Here is a 26,238-nt window from a genome sequence, read left to right on the forward strand (position 1 = left end):
AGACCCATTCACGGGGGTTATTGTGTGCAAATACGTCCCTTGTTACAACCTAAACCCCTATGACCGACTTTCGGGAGAACGACACCATGAGTTTATTTGATAAAAAGCATCTGGTTTCCCCCACCGATGCCCTTCCTGGACGGAATACCCCGATGCCCGTAGCTACGCTGCATGCGGTCAACGGTCACTCAATGACAAATGTGCCTGACGGAATGGAGATCGCCATTTTTGCGATGGGCTGTTTCTGGGGCGTTGAACGCCTTTTCTGGCAACTTCCCGGTGTTTACAGCACTGCCGCAGGCTACACTGGCGGTTACACGCCAAACCCGACTTATCGGGAAGTGTGTTCCGGTGAGACCGGCCACGCCGAAGCGGTGCGAGTGGTTTACGATCCGTCGGTAATCAGCTATGAACAACTGTTGCAGGTTTTCTGGGAAAACCACGATCCTGCACAAGGGATGCGTCAAGGTAATGATCACGGCACGCAGTACCGTTCCGCGATTTACCCGCTGACGCCAGAACAGGATGCCGCCGCCCGCGCCAGTCTGGAACGTTTTCAGGCCGCAATGCTCACCGCCGATGACGATCGCCAGATAACCACCGAGATTGCTAACGCCACACCGTTCTATTATGCCGAAGATGACCACCAACAGTATCTACATAAAAACCCTTATGGCTATTGCGGAATTGGCGGAATAGGCGTTTGTCTGCCGCCTGAAGTGTAGTATTAAAAGGTGGCCCCAAAGTGAAATGAGACAAAAATTTAACCCTCTGGCGACTTTACAGTACCTTACGCTATACTAGCCTCTGAAAATGCCGGTTCACTCTCTTCGAATCGGCTTTCAATGTGTATTTCACACAAATTAATCAACTTCCCCTTCCGAGGATCTGACCTGAACGGTTAGATAAGATATGTTAAACAGTATTTTAGTCATACTCTGCTTGATCGCTGTAAGTGCGTTCTTCTCGATGTCTGAGATCTCGCTTGCCGCCTCACGCAAAATCAAACTTAAACTGCTGGCTGATGAAGGCAATATAAATGCCCAACGCGTTATGAATATGCAGGAAAATCCCGGCATGTTCTTTACCGTGGTACAAATCGGTCTGAACGCAGTGGCGATTCTCGGCGGTATCGTCGGTGATGCGGCGTTTTCCCCGGCTTTTAACAGCCTGTTCTCCCGCTATATGTCGGCAGAGCTCTCTGAGCAACTGAGCTTTATTCTCTCTTTCTCGTTAGTGACTGGCATGTTTATCCTGTTTGCGGATTTAACCCCGAAACGCATCGGTATGATTGCGCCAGAAGCTGTGGCTTTGCGTATCATCAACCCGATGCGCTTCTGCCTGTACGTCTGCACCCCGCTGGTGTGGTTCTTCAACGGCCTGGCGAACATGATCTTCCGTATCTTTAAACTGCCGATGGTGCGCAAGGATGACATCACTTCTGATGATATTTACGCGGTAGTAGAAGCGGGGGCGCTGGCGGGGGTATTACGTAAACAAGAGCATGAACTGATTGAAAACGTGTTCGAGCTTGAATCCCGTACTGTCCCGTCGTCTATGACTCCGCGTGAGAACGTCATCTGGTTCGATCTCCACGAAGACGAGCAAAGTCTGAAGAATAAAGTGGCGGAACATCCGCACTCAAAATTCCTCGTCTGTACTGAAGATATCGACCACATCATCGGCTATGTGGATTCGAAAGATCTGCTTAACCGCGTGCTGGCCAATCAAAGCCTGGCGCTGAACAGTGGCGTACAAATTCGCAACACGCTGATCGTGCCAGATACGCTGACCCTTTCTGAGGCGCTGGAAAGTTTTAAAACTGCGGGCGAAGACTTTGCAGTAATCATGAATGAATACGCGCTGGTTGTGGGGATAATCACCCTCAACGACGTGATGACCACACTGATGGGCGATCTGGTTGGTCAGGGTCTGGAAGAGCAGATTGTGGCGCGTGATGAGAACTCATGGCTAATCGATGGTGGAACACCGATTGATGACGTGATGCGTGTACTGGATATTGACGAGTTCCCGCAGTCAGGCAATTACGAAACCATTGGCGGCTTTATGATGTTTATGCTGCGTAAGATCCCCAAACGCACTGATTCGGTGAAATTCGCCGGCTACAAATTTGAAGTGGTGGATATCGATAACTACCGCATCGACCAGCTGCTGGTAACGCGGATCGACAGCAAAGCCACCGTCCTTTCGCCAAAACTGACTGACGCTAAAGATAAAGACAAAGATAAAGAAGAAAACGTCGCATAACCTCAGAAACATCAACGGCTCCTGAATCAGGAGCCGTCTTATTACTGCATAGCACTTTGGTTAAGCCATCTCTGTTTGCAGACGCATAACCTGACGGTTTACTTCGGACATCACTGATAAATGCAGTTTATCCTTCACTTTTGGGATAAGAATTTTACCCTTATCAAATTCAAAAGCGCCAACATCCTTGATGTATAACCGTCCACGAAACAGGATCTTCACGTACTTCGCCACTTGCAGTGGGTTGTACCGTTGGAAAATTTTCATTGTTGTCTCCTGCTGAGTATTACGCCTTTGCGGTACCACAATCGGTCCAACTATTATGAGGCGCAAATTTTAATGCCTAATGACTATAGACTACTGCGGTAATGTTTCCAGCCTGTATGAGTTTTTTTACCGTAACGTTACAATTATTCAGAATTATCTTTTCGCCTAATCAGAATCTTTAGTATAAGCATTCATTTTTCATATGATTTGTGCGCTTGTCCGCAAACTGGCATCACACTTGCGGGATTTTCGATAAATAGCACATATGATTAAAAGTCAGACCCAAGTGGTCGGATCACCTGCATATCATAAGAAGGAAACACCATGACTCTACGCAAGATTCTGGCCCTCACCTGCCTGCTGCTGCCGATGATGGCCTCCGCACATCAGTTCGAAACCGGCCAGCGAGTACCGCCGATTGGCATTACCGATCGTGGCGAGTTGGTGCTTGATAAAGATCAGTTTAGCTACAAAACCTGGAACAGCGCGCAGTTAGCGGGAAAAGTGCGAGTGCTACAACATATTGCTGGTCGTACGTCAGCCAAAGAGAAAAACGCGACGCTGATAGAAGCGATTAAATCGGCGAAGTTGCCGCACGATCGCTACCAGACCACCACCATTGTCAACACAGATGACGCAATTCCGGGTTCCGGCATGTTTGTGCGCAGCAGTCTGGAAAGTAATAAAAAGCTTTATCCGTGGTCGCAGTTTATTGTCGATAGCAACGGCGTCGCGCGCGGCGCCTGGCAGTTGGATGAAGAGAGTTCTGCCATTGCCGTGCTCGATAAAGACGGCCGTGTGCAATGGGCAAAGGACGGAGCGCTCACCCAGGAAGAGGTGCAGCAAGTGATGGACTTGCTGCATAAGTTGCTCAATAAATAGAAACTCTGAATCCTGGATTCAGGAACGATTCACGCGGGGTATAATCCAGCGGTTTACCCTGCCAATCGTGTACGTGCGCTCCGGCTGCGGCAGCAACAGCGTGGCCGGCGGCAGTGTCCCAAATATTGGTTGGTCCGAAACGTGGGTAGAGCTGCGCCTGCCCTTCCGCCACCAGACAGAATTTCAGCGAAGAGCCAATGGACGTCGTCTGATGTTCGCCAAGCTGTTGCAGATACTCTTTCAGCTCTGCATCCGCATGGGATCGGCTGATGACCACCAGCGGCGGCCGCGCATCGCGTACCTGAATCTGCTTGCGCACGCCGCACTCTTCTTTCCAGGCTTTGCCTTCTGCCGCACTGTACATTACGTTCATTACTGGCGCATACACCACACCTAAAATCGGTTTTCCGTGGTCGATGAGCGCAATATTAACGGTGAATTCGCCGTTACGTTTAATAAACTCTTTAGTGCCATCCAGCGGGTCCACCAGCCAGTAACGCTGCCAGTGCTGACGAACTTCCCAGCCGGGAGGATCTTCTTCAGACAGAACCGGAATATCCGGCGTCAGCGTACGTAAACCGTCCATGATTACGGTATGCGCGGCAATGTCCGCCGCTGTCACCGGTGAGTTATCCGCTTTGCTGACGACGTCCATCGGTTTCGTCCCGTCGTAGACCTGCATAATGGCATCGCCCGCAATCCGTGCGAGTTGACATACTTGTTCTAACATTCTCCACCTCTTTTGTTTCAGTGGTGTTAACTCGTTGTTTTACTTATACCCTATCGTTAAAGAATCCGCCAACTGTGATGGCGTCATCGTTTCCTGATTTATTATTTATGGCATCCTTCAACGCTCTGTATGAAAGACGTTTCATCTACTCATTCATAAAAGGATGCCCAGATGGTTAAGTTTAGTGCAACGCTCCTTGCTACGCTGATTGCCGCCAGCGTGAATGCGGCAACAGTCGATCTCCGCATAATGGAAACCTCTGATTTGCATAGCAATATGATGGATTTCGATTATTACAAAGACTCCGCCACAGAAAAATTCGGACTGGTTCGTACTGCGAGTCTGATTAATGACGCGCGTAATGAAGTGAAAAACAGCGTACTGGTCGATAACGGCGATTTGATTCAGGGGAGTCCGCTGGCAGATTACATGTCGGCGAAAGGATTAAAAGCAGGTGATGTTCATCCGGTTTATAAGGCGCTGAATACGCTGGATTATACCGTCGGCACACTCGGCAATCATGAATTTAACTACGGTCTGGATTACCTGAAAAATGCGCTGGCAGGGGCGAAATTCCCTTATATAAACGCCAACGTCATTGACGCTAAGACCAAACAGCCCATGTTTACGCCGTATTTAATTAACGACACCGAAGTGGTCGATAAAGACGGGAAAAAACAGACGCTGAAGATTGGCTACATCGGCGTCGTGCCACCGCAGATTATGAGCTGGGATAAAGCCAATTTATCCGGCAAAGTCACCGTTAACGATATTACTGAAACAGTGCGCAAGTACGTACCAGAAATGCGCGAGAAAGGGGCCGATATTGTTGTCGTTCTGGCTCATTCTGGTTTGTCTGCCGATCCGTATAAAGTGATGGCGGAAAACTCGGTTTATTATCTCAGTGAAATTCCGGGCGTTGACGCCATTATGTTTGGCCATGCTCACGCCGTCTTCCCGAGTAAAGATTTTGCCGATATTAAAGGCGCGGATATTGCCAAAGGTACGCTGAACGGCGTTCCGGCGGTAATGCCTGGCATGTGGGGCGATCATCTGGGCGTGGTTGATCTGCAACTCAATAATGACAGCGGGAAATGGCAGGTGACGCAGGCCAAAGCCGAAGCACGGCCTATTTACGATATCACCAATAAAAAATCTCTCGCCGCAGAAGACAGCAAGCTGGTAGAAACACTCAAAGCCGATCACGACGCCACACGCCAGTTTGTCAGCAAACCGATCGGTAAATCTGCCGACAATATGTATAGCTATCTGGCGCTGGTGCAGGATGATCCGACCGTGCAGGTGGTGAACAACGCGCAAAAAGCGTATGTCGAACATTACATCCAGGGCGATCCGGACCTGGCAAAACTGCCCGTGCTCTCTGCTGCCGCGCCATTTAAAGTCGGTGGGCGTAAGAACGACCCTGCCAGCTATGTCGAAGTGGAAAAAGGCCAGTTGACCTTCCGTAATGCCGCCGATCTCTATCTCTATCCCAATACGCTTATCGTGGTGAAAGCCAGCGGTAAAGAGGTGAAAGAGTGGCTGGAGTGCTCCGCCGGGCAGTTTAACCAGATTGATCCTAACAGCACTCAACCACAGTCGTTGATCAACTGGGATGGTTTCCGTACCTATAACTTTGATGTGATTGATGGCGTGAATTATCAGATTGATGTTACCCAGCCCGCCCGCTATGACGGCGAATGTCAGGTGGTTAATGCCAATGCGGAAAGGATTAAGAACCTGACCTTTAATGGCAAGCCGATTGATCCGAACGCCATGTTCCTCGTTGCCACCAATAACTATCGCGCTTACGGCGGCAAATTTGCCGGAACAGGTGATAGCCATATTGCCTTTGCTTCACCGGATGAGAACCGCTCGGTACTGGCAGCGTGGATTGCTGATGAGTCGAAACGTGCGGGAGAAATCCACCCGGCGGCAGATAACAACTGGCGCCTAGCGCCGATTGCTGGCGATAAGAAACTGGATATCCGTTTCGAAACTTCCCCGTCAGATAAAGCCGCAGCATTTATTAAAGAGAAAGGGCAGTATCCGATGAATAAAGTCGCGACCGATGATATCGGCTTTGCGATTTATCAGGTGGATTTGAGTAAGTAAAACACTTCTTTTTCGGCCTATAAATGATCAACCGCATCCGGCATTTATTGGCGGATGCGATGCTGACGCATCTTATCCGCCCTACAAGCCATGAACCGTAGACCGGATAAGCGCTGCGCATCCGGCAGTTATGTCGCTCGTTCATCTCGCACCGCCAACACCTCGGGCAAATTCAACTCAATCCAGTCCGCCAGTACAGCAACCTTTTCGCTCACCTGCTCGCCCAGCGGCGTTACTCGCGACGTCCGGTTAATGTTAATAACTAGTTAATTAAAGTGGCATCCTCCCGCATCCTCTCTGATAATGACGGGATGCCGGGAGCAATCATGTCTGTTCCCTGAATATTTCTTCTGACAGACCAATGGATGCCAGTAATGATTAGCGGCGTGCTGTACGCCCTGTTAGCAGGGTTGATGTGGGGGCTTATTTTTGTCGGGCCGTTGATCGTACCGGAATACCCGGCGATGTTGCAGTCGATGGGGCGTTATCTGGCGTTAGGTTTAATTGCACTTCCCATTGCCTGGCTGGGGCGCGTGCGTCTGCGTCAGTTGGCGCGTCGCGACTGGCTTACCGCCTTGATGCTCACCATGATGGGCAACCTTATCTATTACTTCTGCCTCGCCAGCGCCATTCAGCGTACCGGCGCACCTGTTTCCACGATGATTATCGGCACTCTGCCGGTGGTGATTCCCGTCTTCGCCAATCTGCTGTACAGCCAGCGCGACGGCAAACTCGCATGGGGGAAACTCGCCCCGGCGCTGGTTTGTATTGGCATCGGCCTGGCGTGTGTGAATATTGCTGAGTTAAACCACGGACTCCCCGATTTTGACTGGGCACGTTATACCTCAGGCATCGTGCTGGCGTCAGTCTCTGTAGTCTGTTGGGCGTGGTATGCCCTGCGCAACGCCCGCTGGCTGCGGGAAAACCCCGACAAACATCCGATGATGTGGGCGACGGCGCAGGCGCTGGTCACGCTGCCGGTTTCTCTCATCGGCTATCTCGTCGCTTGTTACTGGCTGAATACCCAAACGCCGCAATTCTCCCTACCCTTTGGCCCCCGTCCGCTGGTGTTTATTAGCCTGATGATTGCGATTGCCGTGCTTTGCTCATGGGTCGGTGCACTCTGCTGGAACGTCGCCAGCCAGCGATTACCGACAGTGATTCTCGGGCCGCTGATTGTTTTCGAAACGCTGGCAGGTTTGCTGTACACCTTTTTACTCCGTCAGCAAATACCACCGCTGATGACGTTGAGCGGTATCGCGCTGTTAGTGGTTGGCGTGGTCATTGCAGTCAGAGCAAAACCAGAAAAACCTTTAACTGAATCTGTCTCAGAAAGTTGACATGCTGGCAGTGAGTTAAATAAGCCTCTGCTACGTAAGGGTTATAGCTTTTGCCTTAAAGATGCATTTAAAATACATCTTATATTATTAAGAATGAGGTATCAGCTATGGCTTATCGCGACCAACCTTTAGGTGAACTGGCGCTCTCTATTCCTCGCGCTTCGGCTCTGTTTCGTAAATATGATATGGATTACTGCTGTGGCGGTAAGCAAACGCTGGCGCGTGCGGCGGCACGTAAAGAGCTGGATGTTGACGTCATTGAGGCCGAGCTGGCAAAGCTTGCTGAACAACCGATTGAGAAAGACTGGCGTAGCGCCCCACTGGCGGAAATCATCGACCATATCATCGTGCGCTACCACGATCGTCACCGCGAGCAGCTGCCGGAGCTGATCCTGCAAGCTACCAAAGTAGAGCGCGTTCACGCCGACAAACCGAGCGTTCCAAAAGGGCTGACAAAATATCTGACTATGCTGCATGAAGAGCTTTCCAGCCACATGATGAAAGAAGAGCAGATCCTCTTCCCGATGATCAAACAAGGCATGGGCAGCCAGGCAATGGGGCCAATCAGCGTGATGGAAAGCGAGCACGATGAAGCGGGTGAACTGCTGGAAGTGATTAAACACACCACCAATAACGTCACACCGCCGCCGGAAGCCTGCACCACCTGGAAAGCGATGTATAACGGCATTAATGAACTGATTGATGACCTGATGGAGCACATCAGTCTGGAAAACAATGTGCTGTTCCCGCGCGCGCTGGCGGGTGAGTGATTTGTTCGATCAACGATCCTGACATGAGCAGGATCGTTGATTATTAAGTGATTCAGTCATTCAATGGAAGTAATTCATTGTTGTAACTGGTGTATCTGCCTTCAACGGTAAGCAGACTGCCATTTTTATCAAGATGCGCCGCATTGAGTTGTCGAGTCTCATTACGCCGCTTCGCATCACGAACCAGCCCATCGCCTACGTAATAAATATAATGGTCATCATGAGCAAAGGTATCTGATAATCGACCATTAGCGTCTTTAAACCAGGTCCATTGGCCTTTCAGTTCAAAATGCTCAACCGTGTCTCCATTAATAAAATACGTATAGCGATCGTCATGTGCTAAATAATTTAATGGTGTGCCATCGGAGCTTTTATACCACTGCCATTGCCCATTGATATCAAAAATAGTCACATCATCGCTCGCAATGAAATAAACTTTGTTCCCTACAACATTAGCACCTTCCTGTAATTCTTGTTGTGGGCCTGGTAAATGTATGACCGACAGCGTTTTTTCGACTGCAGATATATATTTCACCAGATAGAGCGAATCTTTATATTGCGCCACATTCTCCGTCAGCGGGCGAAAATATTCCGGATCAACATCAGGAATAGTCGCAACCCGGCAATCATTAGCGTGCCGGGAAGCATCACGCGTCAACCATGTTACTTTATCCCGCTGCAGGTCAAACGTACTCCGGCAATTTTTACCGAACGCATAACGTTTCTCCCCGTCTTTATCGCGATAAATCAGCAGTGAACCGGCTATCCAGCGCACAATATGAAAGGTATCCGGATCGGCGTTGATGGCATCTCCATTCACAAAGACCTGCGATTTAGTCCGCCAGATTGTATCCCAGGGTCCCGGATTACTTTTGCTTTCGCAGCTATTAGGTGAATAAATAATGGGACGACGTGTCCAGGGTTTAATGTCAAGAATAGAATACCCTTGCGCACTACCTAACCAGCGCCCCTGAAAGTAAAGATTGCGACGATCTTTCAGCACATCCGCGGAATCAATTGAATTCATCCTCCCTCCCACCTGTTGCAGCGAATCCATATCGACCTGCTTTTCGCCGTGATTATCATCCGTGCGTTCGCCATCAAAATAGAGGCTGTCTTTATCGGCAGCAAAACGCCCCCATGCGCGGAATGTTGCGGCATCGACTTTCGGTATTCCCGGCGGGTTCTGAACTATTTTCCCAGCCCATAAAATATGGCGGCCATCAGTCAACCAGTCGAAACGCCAGCCGCCATTTGAGCGATAGCCAGAGAAGGGAGCCACCCGCACAAAATCATTATTGATATCATCAGGTGAATCATATTTTCCATCAGTGCCGTCAGCTACGCGGCGTAACTGTTTGAACTTCACCTGCGGCAAATGAATATCCGGAAAATCGATACCGTAACCGTCACTATCTTCAACGATATATTTTGTGCCCTGGCCCCACGGCTGGTAGTAAAAAGCGGCATAAGGCACGCCGGAGCAGGCTATTGAAGCGGTTGAAAATAAAGCCAGTGCGAGACAAACGGGTTTAATTGGCAACATAGCATCATCCTGAAGCTGTTAGCGTGTAATAGGTTATTTAAATAAGGGTTTCAGACCGCTCAGAGGTTGCTTCACCGTTGACCATTCTGCTGAAATGGGGTTGTAACGCAGCCATTTAGTTTGCTCGTAGTGTTTTCCGTCAATTGTGGTTAATCCACCAAGTTGGTGACTGTAGAGTTGCCCGTCTGTGGTGATATACATGTAGCCAGTTACCATGCTTCCCCTCTCCAATAGTTCAGAAACATCCTCTGGCCTAGGCATTATCAGTTCACCTTCACCTAATGTATTGGTTTTAACCTTATAGAATTGAGCTTTGTAATAGCCTACCGACCAGGTTAATAAGGTAAATTTTTCCGGTTCTACCCCCGCCAGCGTTTCATAAACACAATCACTCCCCGCTGGCGTTGCTTCTTGTTTAAGCCAGGACACAGTCTTCAAACCAATTTTAAATGACGCACAGCTGTGACCAATATCCTCCAGCTCATAGTCATGTTCACCGCTTTTATCGCGATAAACCAACCGTTCGCCAGGCATCCAACGTTTAATCTGAAAGGTTTTGCGATCGGCAGGCAGCGGCTTGCCATTAACAATCACCTGCGAATTTGTCAGCACAACAAATTGCAGAGCTGAATCATGCCGCATGATTTGAAATCCATCGGCATGGCCCAGCCAGCGACCTTTATGCCAGAGGCTATTTTTATCACGCAGTAAATTCCAGATGTCCGTCTCTTCCAGCGTTGACATATCCACCTGCTTATCACCGCTATTATCATCGGTACGCTGACCGTCAAAATAGATACTGCGTTTATCAGCAGCGAAAGCACCGAATGCCTGGAAACTGGCGGCGTCGACTTTAGGTTCACCGGATGGATTTTTCAGGACTTTGCCTGCCCAAAGAACAGAGCGTCCATCGGTGAGCCAGGTATGCTGGCAATCCCCCTCATCATCGCAATCGAACTTATCGGGATTAAAATCGGACAGTAAGCGGGTTTCTTGGTTATTGGCTAAATTGGCAATACGCCAGAGGCGGGAAAAATTAACGTCCGGCAGTTCGGAGAGGATCTCATCTTTTTCTCCCTTCTGTTCGGCAACATAAACCGTGCTTTTCTCCTGCTGGCGGTAATAAAAATCTGCGCCCCAGGAAGGTGAAATGGAGAGAGGTAATGCGGCGATTAATAACCAACTGTGCTTAGCCATAGTGAACTCTGCAATGAGTGGCAAAGATCCACGGTAAGCCCGCGCCTGAGAGCTGTCGATGACGGGAAGTATTTTTAGGAATGTATAAAGACAAAGGAGATTGCTGACAAAGTGAGCTGTGTTCATGCCGGATGCGACGTAAACGCCTTATCCGGCCTACAAAAGCACGCAAATTCAATATATTGCAGAGGTTCTGTAGGCCTGATAAGCGTAGCGCATCAGGCAATTTTGCAGCCTGAAAGGCACCCGCAGGTGCCTTAGCGGTATTACTTCGCCATGCGTTTTTTACCAATAAACAACCAGCCCAGCCCCAGCGCGATAAACCACAGTGGGGTAACCAGCAGCGCCTGGCGGGTGTCATCTTCCAGCGTCAGCAGCACGATGACGAACACAAAGAATGCCATGCATACCCAGCACATCAGCTTGCCGAGCGGCATCTTGTAGATTGACTTCTCATGCAGGTGCGGACGCTGTTTGCGATACACCAGGTACGAGCAAAGGATAATCGTCCAGACGAACATAAACAGAATCGCGGAAACGGTTGTAATCATCGTGAACGCGCCAATCACGCTAGGATTCACGTACAACATCACCACGCCGCCGAGCAGACAGATACAAGAGAAGGTCAGCCCTTTCGCTGGGACTGCACGTTTAGAGAGTTTAGCGAACGCTTTCGGCGCAACACCTTCCTGCGCCAGACCAAACAGCATGCGACTAGTAGAGAAGACGCCACTGTTAGCAGAAGAAGCCGCAGACGTCAGCACCACAAAGTTGATCACGCTGGCAGCAGCAGGCAGCCCCACCAACACGAACAGTTCAACAAACGGGCTTTTATCCGGGACTACCGAACTCCACGGCGTCACGGACATAATTACAATCAGCGCGAAGACGTAGAACATAATGATGCGGATCGGAATAGAGTTAATTGCACGCGGCAGTGATTTCTCTGGATCTTTGGTTTCCGCAGCAGTAGTACCTACCAGCTCAATCCCCACGAAAGCGAAAACCGCTATCTGGAATCCGGCAAAGAAGCCGCTTAAGCCTTTCGGGAACCAGCCGCCGTCATTCCACAAATGCGCAAATGACGCTTCCACACCGGTCGGTGACTGAAAGTGCATCGCCACCATGACCAGGCCGACGACAATCAGCGACACAATGGCGACGATTTTGATCATCGCAAACCAGAACTCCATCTCACCGAACATTTTCACGGTGGCGAGGTTCAGGGTCAGCAACAGCACTATCACCGCCAGCGAGGCGACCCAGTCAGATAGCCCTGGAAACCAGAACTGCGCGTAAGCGGTAATAGCGACAACATCCGCCATACCGGTAACCACCCAGCAGAACCAATAAGTCCAGCCAGTGAAATATCCTGCCCACGGCCCTAATAAATCGGAAGCGAAGTCACTAAAAGATTTGTATTCCAGATTCGAAAGCAGCAATTCCCCCATTGCCCGCATCACGAAAAAGAGCATAAAACCGATGATCATATAAACGAAAATGATCGACGGCCCGGCAAGACTGATTGTTTTACCGGATCCCATAAACAACCCCGTACCAATGGCGCCGCCAATGGCAATAAGCTGAATATGCCGGTTTGTGAGATTGCGCCGTAGCGACTGTTCAGCCGGAGCCTGATCATCGGCAACGACTTTTACCTGATCTACCATGTTTTTTTCTTCCTGTCTGTGTTGTTCAGGCTCTGCGGCCTTTAGTCAGTCTATGATACGACGAATCTGTATCGGGACTCATCGATATTAGGAAACAATACGTGGGATGAATACTAAGATTTAGATCTAATGTTAATTTTATGTTTAAAGTGAGTGTCATATCACGGTGATAACGCGAAACAGCTCACAAAAATACACGCTTACGGAGCGTTTGCAACACAAAATATCGCCGATTGGCAAACTGAAGGGTTTATTGCTAAATGCCTGCTCCCCTCCTGGCTCGAGGGGAACAGAATACGCTGCTTAGAGGATTTCCAGCAGCTCGACTTCAAACACCAGGGTGCTGAACGGAGGGATGGACGCGCCAGCGCCGCGCTCGCCATAGGCCAGTTCCTGCGGGATAGTCAGTTCCCACTTAGAACCTACTGGCATCAGAGTCAGTGCTTCAATCCAGCCAGGAATCACGCCGTTCACCGGGAATTCAGCCGGTTCGCCACGGGCAACAGAGCTGTCAAATACAGTGCCGTCGATCAATTTACCGGTGTAATGAACGCGGACGCGGTCGGTACGGGCAGGAATTGCGCCTTCGCCCTGGTTGATCACGCGGAATTGCAGGCCGGATTCGGTGCTGTTCACGCCTTCTTTTTTAGCGTTTTCTTCAAGATATTTCACACCTTCAGCAGCCATCGACTGGAAACGCTGACGACGAACAGCATCGGCACGTTCATGGATTTCACGCAACGCGCGGTGCACCACATCAACCGGAACTGCCGGATGTTTGCCTTCCAGCGCGTCGGCAATACCTGCAACCAGCGCTTCTGGCAGCAGCCCTTCCAGACCAGATTCACTCAGTTGTTGCCCTACCTGCAAACCAATGCCGTAGCTTGCTTGCGCTTCGATGGTGTCAAAAGTTGGGGTGGTCATCGTATTTCCTTCCTCAGGGTATAAAGTAACGGGCAGCATATCAGCCACACTTCCTTGGGTAAAACTTTGTCGCGAGAGTGATGACAAATCCCGGGGAAAAAGAAACAATAGCAATATCCCGTATGAATATAATAAAGGCGGGTTTACCACGGACATCATAGCGTTAGCTTATTCATAGGCTATGATTGAGGAACAAGACGCGGAGCAGGAGGAAACCATGCCCGGGCGCTTTGAACTAAAACCAACCCTGGAGAAGGTCTGGCACGCGCCGGACAACTTTCGCTTCATGGATCCGCTACCTCCGATGCATCGTCGGGGGATTATTATTGCCGCCATTATTTTGGTGGTCGGTTTTCTGCTTCCGTCTGAGGATGCGCCCGACTCCCCCGTCGTGACGCGTGAAGCGCAGCTGGATATTCAGTCGCAATCTCAGCCGCCGACAGAAGAACAACTTCGGGCGCAGCTAGTTACGCCGCAAAACGATCCGGATCAAGTTGCCCCGGTCGCTCCAGAACCAATACAGGAAGGTCAACCGGAAGAGCCGCCGCAAGCTACGCAAACGCAACCTTTCCAGCCAGATAGCGGCATTGACAATCAATGGCGCTCTTATCGTGTCGAAGCCGGCAAAACGATGGCACAACTGTTCCGCGACCACGGTCTGCCTCCTACCGATGTATACGCAATGGCACAGGTAGAAGGCGCAGGTAAACCATTAAGTAATTTGCAAAATGGGCAGATGGTGAAAATCCGCCAGAACGCCAGCGGCGTGGTGACGGGCTTAACCATTGATACGGGGAATAATCAACAAGTCTTGTTTACCCGCCAGCCGGATGGCAGTTTTATTCGCGCGCGGTAGATGACCGTTCAACCAGAAGCCAGCTAAGGATCGTATCTTTGATGACCTTACGTCTGGCTTCCAGTGCCTGCGGTGAAACCATACTGATGTGATAAACCAGACCAAGCGTATGCTGGTTGATCAAATAATATCCCCCAAGCGCAGCAATATTAATATTCACCTGCAACGGGTCGATATCTGGCTTAAATATATTGAGTTTCTTCCCTTCATCCAATAAAGATTCCATTAACTGCAAATGCGCATGGTTAATTTCTAAGAGACGTTGTGATTTTGCATAATGCACGCCTTTACTTTGGTTTTCACTATGTACAATTTTTAAAAACCAAGGGTTTGAAACATAATAGTCCCAAGTAAAATCAATGATTTTTTCAATCGCTTTTTGTGGCGGAAGACCTGAGAAATCAAGGGCCTTTTCTTTTTGTCGAATATCGTTCCAGGTATATTCCAGCACTTCGATAAATAAATTTTCTTTATTTCCAAAGTGGTGATAAACCGTCTGCTTACTACACCCCGCAGCCTTAACAATATTATCGACCCTGGCGCCTTCGTAACCATATTCGGCAAATTCATTAACCGCGCATAACAGCAGCTTTTCCTTCAGGCTTTGTACGTTGCTGGTATCAAGATACATAACGCTTCCCCACGTCTTCTTCGTGATGGCTATCATAACCGTATTTGATCTCAGCGACAGCAAAAAGGCAAAACATTGTCTTTCATCGAGTTATCAAATGTCCTGTGATCATTATCGCAGATCAACCAACCAGATGGTTGATCTTTTTACTGACTAGTCGCAAGCTAACCATCACTTAAGGAAACAATATTCAGAAAAAGAGGATTAACCTATGAAATCCACTCGTCCTGTTGCTGTCATCACTGGCGCTGCACGTGGTATTGGAAAGGGTTGTGCGCTGGAACTTGCTCGTGGCGGGTTTAACCTGCTGATTAACGATCGTCCCGATGCCGACAGCGTAGAAAAACTGCATATCACACAACAAGAATGTTTGGCAGAAGGCGTGGAAGTCATTTGCTTCCCTGCCGATGTTGGCGATCTCTCTCTGCATGAAGAGATGCTCGACGCGGCGCAAAACCAGGTGGGGGCGTCTGGACTGCCTGCTCAATAACGCAGGAATTTCAGTGAAAAAACGCGGTGACCTCCTCGACCTCGAACCAGACAGCTTCGATCAAAACATTGCCATCAATACCCGCGCGCCGTTCTTCCTCGCTCAGGCATTCAGTAAACGTCTGCTCGCACAGCCGAAGCCGGAAGCGGAGCTGCCGCACCGCTCGATTATTTTTGTCAGTTCAATCAACGCCATCATGCTGGCGATGAATCGCGGCGAATACACCATTGCCAAAACCGCCGTTTCTGCCGCTGCTCGTCTGTTTGCTGCTCGCCTTTGCAATGAACAAATTGGCGTTTATGAAGTGCGCCCTGGCCTAATAAAAACCGATATGACCATTCCGGCAACCGCCTATTACGACGAATTGATTGCCAAAGGTCTGGTGCCGTGGGGACGTTGGGGTTATCCGGCTGATATCGCCTCCACTGTCCGCGCGATGGCGGAAGGCAAACTGATTTACACCTGTGGTCAGGCGGTCGCCATCGACGGCGGCTTAAGTATGCCGCGCTTCTGAGGCTGAATCATGAGAGATCTGTTACAACGCCCTGATTTATTCAGCATTAATACCGCGACGCTGGGTTATAAAACGCCGCTGCCCGCCATTATTGACGCTTGCGCCGCGCGCGGTATTGGTGCAATCGCCCCCTGGCGCAGAGAATTGCAGGGCGAAGATCTCCAGCAGATCGCCCGCCAACTCGCCGCCAGTAACATGAGCGTTTCCGGTTTGTGCCGTAGCACTTACTACACCGCACCGACGCTGGCGGAACGCAAACTGGCGATTGATGATAACCGCCGGGCGCTGGACGACGCCGCCGTGCTTAACGCCGCCTGTTATATGCAGGTGGTTGGTGGACTGCCAACGGGTACAAAAGATCTGTATGAGGCGCGGGAACAGGTGAAACAAGGGATTCGCCAGTTACTACCGCATTCGAAAGAGGTCGGCGTGCCGATTGCGCTGGAACCGCTGCACCCGATGACCGCAGCCGATCGTTCCTGTTTGTGCACGTTACGCCAGGCGCTGGACTGGTGTGATGAACTCGATCCCGATGGCGAATTTGGCCTCGGCGTCGCGGTAGATGTCTACCACGTTTGGTGGGATCCGGAGCTCGCCAGCCAAATCCTGCGTGCCGGAAAACGCATTCTCGCGTTTCATGTTTCCGACTGGTTAGTACCAACCACCGATCTGGTCAATGATCGGGGAATGCCGGGAGATGGCGTCATCAATATTCCGTCAATCCGTCGGCTGGTTGAAAACGCCGGATTTAATGGCGCTATTGAACTGGAAATATTCTCCCCCTACTGGTGGCAGCAAGATATTAACAGCACGTTGGATATTAGCGTCGATCGCATCGCGCATTATTGTTAAGGAATGATCATGAGTGACCAACCCGTTCTGTTCAGCAGAGCGGCAGCTTCCTGCCGCCTGACATTGAATCGTGAAGATAAATGTCATGCTATTAACGAAGAGATGATTGAATCTCTCGACCATTATTTAAATGAAATTGAAAACGACACCACATTACGATTAGTCGAATTAACTGCTACCGGCGATAAATTCTTTTGTGCAGGCGGCGATATTAAATCGTGGTCAGCCTATTCGCCATTAGATATGGGCAGAAAATGGATTAAACGCGGTAATGACGTTTTTTAATCGTCTGCGCAATTTACCCCAATTAACCGTTGCGAATCTCAACGGTCATACCATCGGCGGTGGGATTGAACTTGCTTTGTGCTGCGATATTCGTATTGCTCGCCCCAGCGCGAAATTCTCTAACCCGGAAGTGATGCTCGGTATGGTGCCTGGCTGGATGGGCATTGAACGCGTGCTTAATCAGGTCGGTCCGGTGGTCGGTCGCCAGATGCTGATGCTGGGGAAACGTCTGACGGCACATGAAGCCCAGGCGGCGAATTTAATTGATGAAGTGGTGGAAAAAGAACAGGTAGAAAGCTGGATGGCGAATCAGTTAGCGCAGCTGGAAAAATGTGGGCCGGTGGCGCTGGCGCATATTAAGCAGCTGATTCTGGCGCTGGAAAATAAACACGCCGATTACTCGCACCAGTTACTGGCAGGGTTAATGTCTGCTACTCAGGATTGCCAGCAGGCGACGCGCGCGTTTGCCGAAAAAAGTAGCGTGAGCTTCCACAATCAATAAGGAAATTGTATGCGTAAGATAACAACCGCCGAGGCACTGGCGGCGCAAATTCAGGACGGCGCAACCATTGCCATTAGCGGTAACGGCGGCGGCATGGTGGAAGCCGACCATATTATGGCAGCCATTGAAGCTCGTTTTCTGCAAACCGGACACCCGCGCGATCTGACATTAATCCACTCGCTGGGTATTGGCGATCGCGACAGCAAAGGTACCAATCGCTTCGCTCATGCCGAAATGCTCAAACGCATAATTGCCGGACACTTTACCTGGTCGCCCAAAATGCAGGAACTGGTGAAAAACAATGCCATTGAAGCCTACTGCTTCCCGGGCGGCGTAATTCAGGCTCTGCTGCGGGAGATCGGCGCCGGACGTCCGGGACTTTTTACCCACGTAGGGTTGGGATCGTTTGTTGATCCGCGTAATGGCGGCGGGAAGTCAAACGCTTGCACCACCGATGATCTGGTAGAACTGATTGAAATTGATGGTGAAACCAAACTCCGCTATCGCCCTTTCAAAGTGGACTATGCCATTTTGCGCGGCACTTATGCCGATCCGCGTGGCAACGTCAGCCTCGAAGAAGAAGCGATTGATATGGATAGCTATTCGATGGCGCTGGCAGCACACAACAGCGGCGGCAAAGTGTTCGTACAGGTGCGCGATGTACTGGAAGCAGGCGCGCTTGAACCACGTAGAGTCAAGCTTCCGGGGATTCTGGTCGATGGCATCGTTGAACACCGCGAACAACCGCAAACCTATCTTGGCGGTTACGACCTGACCATTAGCGGCCAACATCGCCGTCTGAGTTCTAACGACGCTATTGAACTGGTTAGTCATCCGGTACGTCGCCTGATTGCCCGTCGGGCAGCTCGCGAACTGGTGGCTGGCGCTTCAACCAACTTTGGCTTTGGCATTCCCGGCGGCATTCCTGGGGTTGCGCTGCGCGAAGGCGTTCCTTACCAAAGTTTATGGCTAAGCGTCGAGCAAGGCGTGCATAACGGTATGATGCTGGATGATGCGTTTTTCGGCTGTGCCCGTAACGCCGACGCCATTATTCCATCACTCGATCAATTTGAGTTCTACAGTGGCGGCGGCATCGATATCACCTTCCTCGGTATGGGAGAGATGGATCAGCACGGTAACGTCAACGTCTCGCATCTCAATGGCAATCTGATCGGCCCCGGCGGCTTCCTCGAAATTGCACAAAACGCCCGTAAAGTGGTGTTCTGCGGCACGTTTGACGCCAAAGGCAGCAAGATCGATGTAACGCCAGATGGCTTGCATATCGCCCAGTCAGGTCAAATCCCTAAACTGGTTACCCAGGTGGAAAAAATTACCTTTAGCGCCGCGTACGCACAGCAAAGCGGTCAGGAGGTGCTGTATATCACCGAACGCGCGGTATTCCAGTTAACGGCAGAAGGCGTTGAATTAATTGAGATCGCGCCGGGTGTGGAGATTGAGCGCGACATTCTGCCGTTCATGGCCTTCCGCCCGATTATCAATCAGCCGCGCCTGATGGAAAGCAGCCTGTTTACGCCAATGGAGGATGCATGAGTCAGCTTGATGACACCATCCTCGATGCGCTGACGCACGTCACTTTCCCGAAGGGGTTTGTGTCAGCAGAACCAACGTCAATTGTCACCGTTGAGGATGTTGATTACCCGATCTGGCAAGTTGATGCGCTGGTCGTTGGTAGCGGCGCAGCAGGATTACGTGCGGCAGTAGAGCTAAAACGTCGTCAGCAAAATGTGCTGATCGCCACCGCCGGGTTATATATGGGAACGTCGGCATGCTCTGGTTCCGATAAACAGACACTGTTTACCGCCGCTACTGCGGGCAACGGTGACAACTTCGCCAAACTGGCGGAAGCACTGGCGAGCGGCGGCGCAATGGATCACGACACCGCTTATGTCGAGGCGGTCGGTTCCCTGCATACCCTCGGCGGTCTGCAATATCTTGGTCTGGAATTACCGGAAGATCGCTATGGCGCAATTCTCCGTTATCAAACCGACCATGACGAAGCCGGACGCGCAACCTCCTGTGGACCGCGCACTTCTCGCCTGATGGTGAAAGTATTGCTGGAGGAAGTGCAGCGCCTCGCCATCCCAATGTTGACCAGTGCAACGGTGATTAAGCTCCTGCATCAGTGCGGAGAGAATGGCGAAGATCGCGTTGCGGGGGCTATTCTCGCAACCGGTTCCCGCGCCCATAACCCCTGGGGGCTGGCCATTGTGACTACGCCCAATGTGGTACTGGCAACGGGCGGACCGGGCGAACTTTATCGCGACAGTGTTTATCCACATAAATGCTTCGGCTCGCTGGGACTGGCACTGGAAGAAGGTTTGACGCTAACCAATCTGACAGAAAGCCAGTTTGGTATTGGCACGCCGCGCTGCACCTTTCCGTGGAATTTGTCTGGCACCTATGTACAGGTGATCCCGTATATCTATTCTGTGGATGCTGAGGGCAACGAGTATAACTTCCTTGCAGATTACTATCGCACTACCCAGGAACTGGCTTCAAACATCTTCCGTAAGGGCTATCAGTGGCCGTTCCATGCCACGCGGGTGATGGATTTTGGTTCAAGCTTGCTGGATATGGCGGTGGCGCAGGAACAGCAACGTGGTCGCCAGGTTTTTATGGATTTCAATCGCAATCCTGAAGCCGTACCTGGTGATTTGCCGTTCTCATTAGAGCGGCTGGATGCCGACGTTCATGCGTATCTGGAAAATAATGGCGCCCTGGCGCAATCGCCCATCGAACGCCTGCAACGAATGAATCCGCTGTCTATCTCGCTGTATAAGATGCACGGTTACGATCTCACCGCGCAGCCTCTGCAGTTTGCCATGAATAATCAGCATATGAATGGCGGTATAGAAGTGGATATCTGGGGGCAAACCTCCCTGCCCGGTTGCTTCGCGGTGGGAGAAGTTGCCGGAACTCACGGCGTTACCCGGCCTGGCGGCGCGGCACTGAATGCCGGACAGGTTTTTGCCGTGCGCCTGGCGCGTTTTATTGGTTGCTCCCAAAAGCGGTCTGTTAATGGAGATATTGCAAAGCTGGCAGCCTCGCCGTTGTCTACTGTCAGAGAGATCATCACTCAGGCGCTGGCAAACGAGAACGGAATGACGCTGACAACGGCGAAAGAAAAAATCCAGGCACGAATGTCTGATTACGCTGGATTTATTTGTCATGCCGATAAAGTTCGCCACGCCACCCGTGACGCCCTGCTGTTGAGTGAATTTGTGCAGCAACACGGTTTGACCATCAACCACGTAGGCGAAATTGCCGAGCTATTTATGTGGCGGCATATGGCACTGACCTCTGCCGCGGTATTGACACAGTTGACGCATTATATTGATGCAGGTGGCGGTAGTCGCGGGGCGCGGATGGTTATGGATGAAGCCGGTAATTCTATCCCACAAACACGAAATGGTTTTTGTGATGCATGGCGCTTTCGTTCAGAGCGTATAGAGGATAAAAAGAATAAGTTACTCATTCATTATTGCAACGGTGCATTTCAAGTCAGAAATACTACTGTTCGTGAGTTTCCCATTATCCACAGCATCTGGTTTGAAAAAAATTGGCCTGACTTTCTTAATGGGACAATTTACCAGCCACAGGATGAATGATATTGCAAAGGTTAATCACTATGCGAAATATAATTAGATCTATTAATGCTCTGCTTGCAACATTGAATATTACCATTTTGGCGATCATTGTGGCATGTGTGACATGGCAGGTGGCTGCACGATTTATATTTAATAGTCCCAGTATTTTTACAGATGAACTCAGCCGTTTGCTCTTTATTTGTCTTGGACTTTTTGGTGGTGCGTACACCGCAGGGCAAAACCGGCATCTGGCGATTGACCTGCTACCTATGATGCTGAAAGGAAAAGCCCGACGTCATTTATTTTTGTGTATTCAGATTATCGTTATTATCTTCGCTACCATCATTATGGTATATGGTGGTGGGCAATTAACGATGGACACATTCGATTCAGGTCAAACCTCACCCGCTTTAGGCTGGCAGATGGGATATATCTATATGAGCATCCCGATTAGTGGTGTACTTATTATCATATACACCATAGATATGGTTTTAACCGAACTTAAACAACCACTCTAAAGATAACAAACAACAACCAACCATAGTAGGAATGGAGAAATTATGGATTACTGGTTACCTATTATTGTGTTATTTGGTGCCTTCTTTTTTATGTTGGCATTAGGTGTACCTATTGTTTATGCCATTGGTTTATCGACACTGGCATCAATTTCCACACAACTCGATTTCAACTCAGCATTGAGTGTGGTTTCCCAAAAGTTAGCCTCCGGGTTAGATAGTTTTACGTTGTTGGCAATCCCATTTTTTATCTTGTCTGGCAACATTATGAATCACGGAGGAATAGCGCGAAGGCTAATTAACTTTGCCCGAATTCTTGGCGGTCGTCTGCCAGGCTCACTTGCTCACTGTAATATTCTTGCCAATATGCTGTTCGGGGCAATTTCTGGTTCGGCTGTTGCTTCGGCGGCGGCGATGGGCGGTGTCATGCATCCGCAACAGGTTAAAGAAGGCTACGACCCGGCATTCAGCACTGCGGTTAACGTTGCTTCTGCTCCTACTGGTTTACTTATTCCACCAAGCAATACGTTGATCGTCTATTCACTGGTCAGCGGCGGTACGTCTATTGCTGCACTGTTCCTGGCAGGGTATGTTCCGGGAATTTTACTGGGCCTGGCGCTGATGGTCGTCGCCGGTATTATCGCGGTACGTCGCGGTTATCCAAAACCAGAACGTCCGACTTTGCGCCAGGCTGGAGTGGCTATATGGATGGCGATCCCCAGCATTTTCCTGATTGTGTTAATTATGGGTGGCGTACTAAGCGGTATTTTTACCCCAACCGAAGCTTCGGCAATTGCGGTAATTTATACTCTTTTCCTCGCGCTGGTTCTCTATCGTGAAATATCAGTTAAGGATTTACCTAAAATATTTCTGGAATCAGTGATTACCACAGCAATTGTTTTGTTATTGATCGGCTCTTCAATGGGCATGTCATGGGCTATGTCCAACGCTGACGTCCCCTTCCTGATCCTCGATTTGCTCAATACCATTTCTGATAATCCAATAGTAATCCTGCTTATTATCAATATTATCTTGTTGATCATTGGCACATTTATGGATATGACGCCAGCGGTACTGATTTTCACCCCGATATTTTTACCGGTTGTCACCGAACTGGGCATGGACCCGATTCACTTTGGTATTGTCATGGTACTGAACATGTGTATCGGTATTTGTACTCCGCCTGTAGGCAGTGTGTTATTTGTCGGTTGTAGTGTATCTAAATTACCGATTAATAAAATTATCAAACCTATGCTGCCATTCTATGCCGTGATGGTATTGGTGCTGGCAATGGTGACCTATATTCCGCAAATCAGTATGGCATTGCCAAGAGCACTGGGCTACTGATATGCATTCACTGGCGGCACCTGCCGCCATATTTATTAGAAAAGGAACATCTATGAAAATAAAAGTATCCGCTGGCATTATCGGTGCTGTTCTTATGTTATCCGCAAGCCAGTCCTGGGCAGTGACATTAAAACTTAGCCATAATCAGGATAAGTCTCACCCTGTTCATAAAGCGATGGAGTTCTTTGCGAAAAAGAGCAAAGAGTACTCTAACGGTGATATTACTATTCGTATTTATCCAAATGGAACATTGGGTACTCAACGAGAAACAATGGAGCTGATTCGTTCTGGCGCAATTCCACTGGTAAAAACCAATGCGGCAGAAATGGAAGCATTTGAAAATTCTTATAAATTATTTAGCCTGCCTTATTTGTTCCGCGATCGTGATCATTATTATCAGGTCATGCAGGGCGATATCGGAAGGAAAATCCTCGACTCAACAAAAAACAAAGGTTATTTCGGTCTGACGTTCTATGATGGAGGCGCCCGCAGCTTCTACGGCAATAAACCTGTGCTGAAACCAGACGATCTGAAAGGCATGAAAGTCCGTGTTCAGCCAAGTCCTGGCGCAGTTGAAATGATCAAAGTCATGGGCGGTAACCCGACGCCACTGGATTACGGCGAGCTGTATACAGCCTTACAGCAAGGTGTGGTTGATATGGCAGAAAACAGTGTGATGGCGCTGACCACCATGCGTCACGGTGAAGTGGCAAAATCCTTCAGCCTTGACGAACACACTATGGTTCCCGATGTGGTTCTGATGAGCAATGCTGCGTTTGATAAACTTAGCCCAGAAAATCAGTCAGTTATATTAAAAGCAGCGAAAGAATCAATGAGCTACATGAAAGACTTGTGGAGCGAGGAAGAGAAAAAAGAATTCGCTAAACTGGATAAAATGGGCGTGAAAGTCTATCAGGTTGATAAGGCACCGTTTATCGAGAAAGTGCAGCCGATGTACGCAGCCTTTGCTAAGGATAACCCTGCCCTTGCCCCAATGCTGGCTGACATTCAGGCGGCTAAGTAATTATCTTAATAGGGCTGCTTATTGCGGCCCTTACCGTATATATCGAAATAATTGTTCTAGATTGACGCCCTGAACGCCTCTGCCATTAACTCTTGTTCACGACCAGGTAATCTAAGACGCTCGGCAATGGTTCGCCACTGACTGACAATCCCTCTAAAATTAGCAATAATGTCATCTGCTTCTGTCAAACCAAGTCGAAAATACTCCGCAACTTCTCGAGCTAATTCCAAATCAAGTGCGTTATCATTTTCCGTAATATTGAGTTTTAGACCGTCAGACCTGGCAACAGGATTCAAATCATATGCCTCAGAAAGCCGCCAACCTTTTCCCGGTATCAAAATATATCCATGATTACGTAAATGGTCATCGGTATTAGAAACAAGAATATTAAAAACAATCCTGGACCAGAGTTCCTTAAGATCAGTATTAGTCTGCGCGCCATGCCTGATAAGAATATCTGCTAATTCCAGATAACTTACACCTGTAGAGGCATCTTCACCATCCTGATGCCTGGTTAGTGTCATAGCCGAAGCAAAATGCAGACGCCTTCCCGCATTAGTGCGGTCAAAACGACGAACCATAAAACAATGGTAATTGCTGGCAAATTTATGCGCCTGAGCAGGTGCAACATTCAGTCCACAGCCAACAGCAAGTGCATTAACGACCATTTCCCATCCACCAACATCATACTCATCTTTTGCACTGGGAAATTTAGCGATGTAGAGATGTCCGGCTTCATCAACAACACTGGCTTTCGGACGTGCACCCCCTAATGATCCCCCCGGAGCGATTAGCATTCTTAACCATTTTTGCCCCATGAGTTCTCTATTATCAGGATCTTCTTCAATTGCCCGGCTAGCTCTTTCCAGACTCGCTATTTCGGTAAATGGTGGGGCTGCAACATCAATGCGGTTATCAAGAAACTCTCCAGTGTCTTCAAGTTTATATCGAAGAGCCCCAACCCGATAAAGATCATGAACACCTAATAGATAGTCGGACTCATAAAGGTGGGAGTCTTTATCAAATAACCCGTCTCGAATATCCCTCTCAAAACGACGCTTCATTAGCATACGCCCCCAACGATCCGGGCAGGAATCACTAAATGCACCAAATTTATCCTTAGGAGGAATTGGGTACTGTGCTCCCTCATACAACATTATTTCAGGATCTAACTGAATAAAATTAAGTGCAGGATCTGCAAGCGCCTTTTTATCGTACTCAAACTCAAATATCTCACGCGCCCGGGTGCGACGACTGTGTAAATAACCAATCCGCTCCGGACCATCCAGGCCTTCCCAATCCGCATACACTCCGATTAATGCCATAATTAATTTCCTTTTATCGGTTTTTTTATCGGTTGTAATAGTGCAGCAAGAGAGGTGGACGTTTCCCCTGGAATAGTTGGCGTTGAGTCTTTTGCCAGTGCTGTTAAATCCGTGGTGAGATGACCTTCTTTCTCGCGTTTCGTCTGAAATGAGGCTGTCTGAATCTCTTCTTCACTCTTACCGGATGAACGAGAAAGCCCTCTTTTTTTAATCAAACGGGAATCCTGGAGCTGACGCCCTAAGTCGTCTTCAGCTGCAAGCTTATTTAAATCCGTTTCCAGACCTAAAACCTGCATCACAGACAAATATGCCCCTATAGTGACCCCTGCACTTCCTGACTCCAGAGAGCGCAATGTTATTGGCGACATCCCGGCACGTTCAGCAACTTGCTTTGCGGTAAGCCTGCGTCGTAAACGAGCAAGTTTCAGCCGCTCACCAAATTCACTAAGCATCTGATTCGTATAAGGGAGTAACGGTGCTGTTTTTTTACCCATAGTGATAATATTTTATCTTTTTACGACCGTAATAACCATAATATTAGCATTTTTCGGCTAAACGATCTTTTACTTTGCACATCAAG

At 49.4% G+C, this 26,238-nt stretch carries 22 protein-coding genes and 3 pseudogenes; 15 read left to right on the forward strand and 10 right to left on the reverse strand.

The window, feature by feature from the left end; translation table 11 throughout:
• The first annotated feature begins 86 nt into the window (after positions 1-86).
• Both msrA and CRI63_RS07325 read left to right on the forward strand, forming a co-directional pair.
• Entirely contained in the window at positions 87-725 is a 639-nt protein-coding gene (msrA, locus tag CRI63_RS07320) for a peptide-methionine (S)-S-oxide reductase MsrA (protein ID WP_130206049.1), read from the forward strand.
• A gap of 187 nt (positions 726-912) precedes the next feature.
• Positions 913-2,268 carry a hemolysin family protein gene (locus CRI63_RS07325; RefSeq protein WP_130206047.1) on the forward strand — a complete coding sequence of 452 codons (1,356 nt, stop codon included), beginning with the start codon at positions 913-915 and terminating at the stop codon, positions 2,266-2,268.
• A 60-nt stretch (positions 2,269-2,328) separates the two neighbouring features.
• On the opposite strand, the gene CRI63_RS07330 is transcribed toward CRI63_RS07325, so the two are convergent.
• Positions 2,329-2,535, reverse strand: coding sequence for a DUF1107 domain-containing protein (locus CRI63_RS07330; protein WP_000689228.1), 207 nt, complete (start codon positions 2,533-2,535; stop codon positions 2,329-2,331).
• A 324-nt stretch (positions 2,536-2,859) separates the two neighbouring features.
• Here CRI63_RS07330 and CRI63_RS07335 point away from each other — a divergent pair, with 324 nt between their 5' ends.
• Complete coding sequence (locus CRI63_RS07335; RefSeq protein WP_064525852.1) at positions 2,860-3,417, forward strand: YtfJ family protein; 558 nt, start codon at positions 2,860-2,862, stop codon at positions 3,415-3,417.
• On the opposite strand, the gene cysQ is transcribed toward CRI63_RS07335, so the two are convergent.
• Entirely contained in the window at positions 3,407-4,147 is a 741-nt protein-coding gene (gene cysQ / locus CRI63_RS07340) for a 3'(2'),5'-bisphosphate nucleotidase CysQ (RefSeq protein ID WP_130206045.1), read from the reverse strand. The two genes, CRI63_RS07335 and cysQ, sit on opposite strands and share 11 nt — an antisense overlap.
• Positions 4,148-4,318: 171 nt before the next feature.
• On the opposite strand from cysQ, the gene cpdB reads away from it, so the two are divergent.
• A complete protein-coding gene (cpdB, locus tag CRI63_RS07345; protein WP_135519064.1) occupies positions 4,319-6,262 on the forward strand; it encodes a 2',3'-cyclic-nucleotide 2'-phosphodiesterase in 1,944 nt (647 codons plus the stop codon).
• Between the two features lie 128 nt (positions 6,263-6,390).
• Here cpdB and CRI63_RS07350 read toward each other — a convergent pair.
• A pseudogene (locus tag CRI63_RS07350) lies at positions 6,391-6,498 on the reverse strand (transcriptional regulator); the annotation flags it as partial.
• Between the two features lie 138 nt (positions 6,499-6,636).
• On the opposite strand from CRI63_RS07350, the gene CRI63_RS07355 reads away from it, so the two are divergent.
• Together CRI63_RS07355 and ytfE are read left to right on the forward strand one after the other, a co-directional pair.
• Positions 6,637-7,602, forward strand: coding sequence for a DMT family transporter (locus CRI63_RS07355; protein WP_135385165.1), 966 nt, complete (start codon positions 6,637-6,639; stop codon positions 7,600-7,602).
• Positions 7,603-7,709: 107 nt separating this feature from the next.
• Positions 7,710-8,372, forward strand: a complete 663-nt coding sequence (gene ytfE, locus CRI63_RS07360) for an iron-sulfur cluster repair protein YtfE (RefSeq protein WP_000331451.1) — start codon at positions 7,710-7,712, stop codon at positions 8,370-8,372.
• A 52-nt stretch (positions 8,373-8,424) separates the two neighbouring features.
• Here the strand turns inward: ytfE and CRI63_RS07365 are convergent, their stop codons facing one another.
• The 4 genes from CRI63_RS07365 to fklB all read right to left on the reverse strand — a co-directional run bounded on the left by CRI63_RS07365 (position 8,425) and on the right by fklB (position 13,709).
• Complete coding sequence (locus CRI63_RS07365; protein ID WP_135519067.1) at positions 8,425-9,918, reverse strand: hypothetical protein; 1,494 nt, start codon at positions 9,916-9,918, stop codon at positions 8,425-8,427.
• 33 nt (positions 9,919-9,951) lie between these two features.
• Entirely contained in the window at positions 9,952-11,115 is a 1,164-nt protein-coding gene (locus tag CRI63_RS07370; protein WP_135519070.1) for a hypothetical protein, read from the reverse strand.
• A gap of 266 nt (positions 11,116-11,381) precedes the next feature.
• On the reverse strand, positions 11,382-12,785 hold the full coding sequence (cycA, locus tag CRI63_RS07375; protein WP_130216689.1) for a D-serine/D-alanine/glycine transporter: 1,404 nt from the start codon (positions 12,783-12,785) through the stop codon (positions 11,382-11,384).
• Between the two features lie 303 nt (positions 12,786-13,088).
• Positions 13,089-13,709: an FKBP-type peptidyl-prolyl cis-trans isomerase gene (gene fklB, locus CRI63_RS07380; RefSeq protein WP_064525832.1), complete on the reverse strand. Its 621-nt coding sequence runs from the start codon at positions 13,707-13,709 to the stop codon at positions 13,089-13,091.
• A gap of 217 nt (positions 13,710-13,926) precedes the next feature.
• On the opposite strand from fklB, the gene ytfB reads away from it, so the two are divergent.
• The gene (ytfB, locus tag CRI63_RS07385; RefSeq protein WP_130216691.1) at positions 13,927-14,565 is read left to right on the forward strand and encodes a cell division protein YtfB; all 639 of its coding nucleotides are present in this window, start codon (positions 13,927-13,929) and stop codon (positions 14,563-14,565) included.
• Here the strand turns inward: ytfB and CRI63_RS07390 are convergent.
• A complete protein-coding gene (locus CRI63_RS07390; RefSeq protein WP_130216693.1) occupies positions 14,549-15,196 on the reverse strand; it encodes a TetR/AcrR family transcriptional regulator in 648 nt (215 codons plus the stop codon). The genes ytfB and CRI63_RS07390 overlap by 17 nt on opposite strands.
• A 211-nt stretch (positions 15,197-15,407) precedes the next feature.
• Between CRI63_RS07390 and CRI63_RS07395 the strand changes: the two are divergent.
• The 8 genes and pseudogenes from CRI63_RS07395 (at position 15,408) to CRI63_RS07430 (ending at position 24,333) form a co-directional block, all read left to right on the forward strand.
• A pseudogene (locus tag CRI63_RS07395) lies at positions 15,408-16,200 on the forward strand (3-ketoacyl-ACP reductase).
• 9 nt (positions 16,201-16,209) lie between these two features.
• Positions 16,210-17,052 carry a sugar phosphate isomerase/epimerase family protein gene (locus tag CRI63_RS07400; protein ID WP_130221759.1) on the forward strand — a complete coding sequence of 281 codons (843 nt, stop codon included), beginning with the start codon at positions 16,210-16,212 and terminating at the stop codon, positions 17,050-17,052.
• Positions 17,053-17,061: 9 nt separating this feature from the next.
• Positions 17,062-17,839: pseudogene (locus CRI63_RS07405) on the forward strand (enoyl-CoA hydratase/isomerase family protein).
• 9 nt (positions 17,840-17,848) lie between these two features.
• Positions 17,849-19,390 carry a CoA-transferase gene (locus CRI63_RS07410; RefSeq protein ID WP_135519073.1) on the forward strand — a complete coding sequence of 514 codons (1,542 nt, stop codon included), beginning with the start codon at positions 17,849-17,851 and terminating at the stop codon, positions 19,388-19,390.
• Entirely contained in the window at positions 19,387-21,468 is a 2,082-nt protein-coding gene (locus CRI63_RS07415; RefSeq protein ID WP_135519075.1) for an FAD-binding protein, read from the forward strand. The genes CRI63_RS07410 and CRI63_RS07415 overlap by 4 nt, the downstream gene beginning before the upstream one ends.
• A gap of 20 nt (positions 21,469-21,488) precedes the next feature.
• A complete protein-coding gene (locus tag CRI63_RS07420; RefSeq protein WP_135519077.1) occupies positions 21,489-21,965 on the forward strand; it encodes a TRAP transporter small permease in 477 nt (158 codons plus the stop codon).
• A gap of 42 nt (positions 21,966-22,007) precedes the next feature.
• Positions 22,008-23,309 (forward strand): TRAP transporter large permease, encoded by a 1,302-nt coding sequence (locus tag CRI63_RS07425; protein ID WP_130216703.1) that lies wholly within the window; start codon positions 22,008-22,010, stop codon positions 23,307-23,309.
• A 52-nt stretch (positions 23,310-23,361) separates the two neighbouring features.
• The gene (locus CRI63_RS07430; protein ID WP_135381107.1) at positions 23,362-24,333 is read left to right on the forward strand and encodes a TRAP transporter substrate-binding protein; all 972 of its coding nucleotides are present in this window, start codon (positions 23,362-23,364) and stop codon (positions 24,331-24,333) included.
• A gap of 56 nt (positions 24,334-24,389) precedes the next feature.
• Here the strand turns inward: CRI63_RS07430 and CRI63_RS07435 are convergent, their stop codons facing one another.
• Positions 24,390-25,658, reverse strand: a complete 1,269-nt coding sequence (locus CRI63_RS07435; protein ID WP_135519080.1) for a HipA domain-containing protein — start codon at positions 25,656-25,658, stop codon at positions 24,390-24,392.
• A 2-nt stretch (positions 25,659-25,660) separates the two neighbouring features.
• On the reverse strand, positions 25,661-26,152 hold the full coding sequence (locus CRI63_RS07440; RefSeq protein ID WP_021516697.1) for a helix-turn-helix transcriptional regulator: 492 nt from the start codon (positions 26,150-26,152) through the stop codon (positions 25,661-25,663).
• Between the last annotated feature and the right edge of the window lie 86 nt (positions 26,153-26,238).

Origin of the sequence: Escherichia sp. E2661, assembly GCF_004745185.1 — a bacterium.
Taxonomy (GTDB): Bacteria; Pseudomonadota; Gammaproteobacteria; order Enterobacterales; family Enterobacteriaceae; genus Escherichia.

What these genes read in the sequence shown, in the direction of transcription:
- msrA (WP_130206049.1), top strand. Translation starts at nt 87, where the DNA reads ATGAGTTTATTTGATAAAAAGCATCTGGTTTCCCCCACCGATGCCCTT.
- CRI63_RS07325 (WP_130206047.1), top strand. Translation starts at nt 913, where the DNA reads ATGTTAAACAGTATTTTAGTCATACTCTGCTTGATCGCTGTAAGTGCG.
- CRI63_RS07330 (WP_000689228.1), bottom strand. Translation starts at nt 2,535, where the DNA reads ATGAAAATTTTCCAACGGTACAACCCACTGCAAGTGGCGAAGTACGTG.
- CRI63_RS07335 (WP_064525852.1), top strand. Translation starts at nt 2,860, where the DNA reads ATGACTCTACGCAAGATTCTGGCCCTCACCTGCCTGCTGCTGCCGATG.
- cysQ (WP_130206045.1), bottom strand. Translation starts at nt 4,147, where the DNA reads ATGTTAGAACAAGTATGTCAACTCGCACGGATTGCGGGCGATGCCATT.
- cpdB (WP_135519064.1), top strand. Translation starts at nt 4,319, where the DNA reads ATGGTTAAGTTTAGTGCAACGCTCCTTGCTACGCTGATTGCCGCCAGC.
- CRI63_RS07355 (WP_135385165.1), top strand. Translation starts at nt 6,637, where the DNA reads ATGATTAGCGGCGTGCTGTACGCCCTGTTAGCAGGGTTGATGTGGGGG.
- ytfE (WP_000331451.1), top strand. Translation starts at nt 7,710, where the DNA reads ATGGCTTATCGCGACCAACCTTTAGGTGAACTGGCGCTCTCTATTCCT.
- CRI63_RS07365 (WP_135519067.1), bottom strand. Translation starts at nt 9,918, where the DNA reads ATGTTGCCAATTAAACCCGTTTGTCTCGCACTGGCTTTATTTTCAACC.
- CRI63_RS07370 (WP_135519070.1), bottom strand. Translation starts at nt 11,115, where the DNA reads ATGGCTAAGCACAGTTGGTTATTAATCGCCGCATTACCTCTCTCCATT.
- cycA (WP_130216689.1), bottom strand. Translation starts at nt 12,785, where the DNA reads ATGGTAGATCAGGTAAAAGTCGTTGCCGATGATCAGGCTCCGGCTGAA.
- fklB (WP_064525832.1), bottom strand. Translation starts at nt 13,709, where the DNA reads ATGACCACCCCAACTTTTGACACCATCGAAGCGCAAGCAAGCTACGGC.
- ytfB (WP_130216691.1), top strand. Translation starts at nt 13,927, where the DNA reads ATGCCCGGGCGCTTTGAACTAAAACCAACCCTGGAGAAGGTCTGGCAC.
- CRI63_RS07390 (WP_130216693.1), bottom strand. Translation starts at nt 15,196, where the DNA reads ATGTATCTTGATACCAGCAACGTACAAAGCCTGAAGGAAAAGCTGCTG.
- CRI63_RS07400 (WP_130221759.1), top strand. Translation starts at nt 16,210, where the DNA reads ATGAGAGATCTGTTACAACGCCCTGATTTATTCAGCATTAATACCGCG.
- CRI63_RS07410 (WP_135519073.1), top strand. Translation starts at nt 17,849, where the DNA reads ATGCGTAAGATAACAACCGCCGAGGCACTGGCGGCGCAAATTCAGGAC.
- CRI63_RS07415 (WP_135519075.1), top strand. Translation starts at nt 19,387, where the DNA reads ATGAGTCAGCTTGATGACACCATCCTCGATGCGCTGACGCACGTCACT.
- CRI63_RS07420 (WP_135519077.1), top strand. Translation starts at nt 21,489, where the DNA reads ATGCGAAATATAATTAGATCTATTAATGCTCTGCTTGCAACATTGAAT.
- CRI63_RS07425 (WP_130216703.1), top strand. Translation starts at nt 22,008, where the DNA reads ATGGATTACTGGTTACCTATTATTGTGTTATTTGGTGCCTTCTTTTTT.
- CRI63_RS07430 (WP_135381107.1), top strand. Translation starts at nt 23,362, where the DNA reads ATGAAAATAAAAGTATCCGCTGGCATTATCGGTGCTGTTCTTATGTTA.
- CRI63_RS07435 (WP_135519080.1), bottom strand. Translation starts at nt 25,658, where the DNA reads ATGGCATTAATCGGAGTGTATGCGGATTGGGAAGGCCTGGATGGTCCG.
- CRI63_RS07440 (WP_021516697.1), bottom strand. Translation starts at nt 26,152, where the DNA reads ATGGGTAAAAAAACAGCACCGTTACTCCCTTATACGAATCAGATGCTT.